Source organism: Oleiphilus sp. HI0061 (genome assembly GCF_001635675.1).
Window position 1 is genome coordinate 1 of record NZ_LWFE01000221.1, and the last position, 1,081, is coordinate 1,081.

The window sequence follows — 1,081 nt, forward strand, 5'->3', positions numbered from 1 at the left end:
AATCAAGTCTCTGAGATTGTCTGGGTTACTAGGGTCAGGGTGATGATTAGGAAAACTACCATCAACCTCACAATGCAATGGAATAACTTCACAACCAAGTTCTTCAATTAGTTGTGGCGCAACCTTCCCGCCCACGCCGTTACCCGCATCCAATACAACTTTTAAAGGCGCAGCAACAGCAATATCATTTAGAATTGTGTCCATGTACTCTTGGGTCACATCGCTATCTGTACATGAACCTTCTCCATGCTCAAAGTCCTGCAACAAGATACGGTTGTAGAGCTTTTGAATATCATCGCCAGCCAAGGTTTTACCATCAAGCATGATCTTAAGGCCGTTATAATTAGCTGGATTATGACTGCCTGTAATCATCACACCACTTCCTGTTTTAAAGTGGTGCGTAGAGAAATATAAAACCGGCGTGGGAACCTGCCCAACATTGACGACATCCAGGCCGGTACTCAAGATCCCGCGGATCAATGAATCCGAGTACGGTACGCTAGAATAACGACCATCAAACCCGACGCATATCGCGTTTTGCCCTTGAAGAAGCGCCTCACTTGCAATAGCTTTACCTATTAACTCTACAAGCCCTTCGTTTAAGGTTTCGTCAACCACACCCCGGATATCATAGGCGCGGAAAATAGTCTGGGGAATATCTATATCCAGACCTTGCACTTCCGAAACCATATCATCTGTATCACCAAGCGCTCCAGAACCTTCTGCATCATTTAACACATCCAAATCAAGCAAATCATCATCAAACAGAGGCGCATCATCTTCTACGTCATTCGAAACAGGAGCTGTTTTTTTAGACTGCTCTTCTTTTGGCTTATTAGCGGTCTGTTGCACAGACTTCTTCGCACTCGCGGATAAGTGCTTTATGTGTTCAGATACAGCTGACGACATTGCTGTGAACTCTCCAAAGGAGAAGGAGGCACGCCCAGTTTTGCCACCCGAAGCAAGCCCAGCTGCCATTTGACTAACTTGAAGAATATCTTTACGAACACTTAGCATGTTCATCCGAGCGATTAACACTAGCCCAAGAATTAGCACAACACCTACCCCAAGCAAAATAATC

The 1,081-nt window shown here is 45.1% G+C and carries 1 pseudogene; it reads right to left on the reverse strand.

Going from position 1 to position 1,081, the window contains the following annotated elements:
• Positions 1-1,023: pseudogene (locus A3735_RS28660) on the reverse strand (phosphomannomutase/phosphoglucomutase); the annotation flags it as partial.
• Positions 1,024-1,081: the final 58 nt, after the last annotated feature.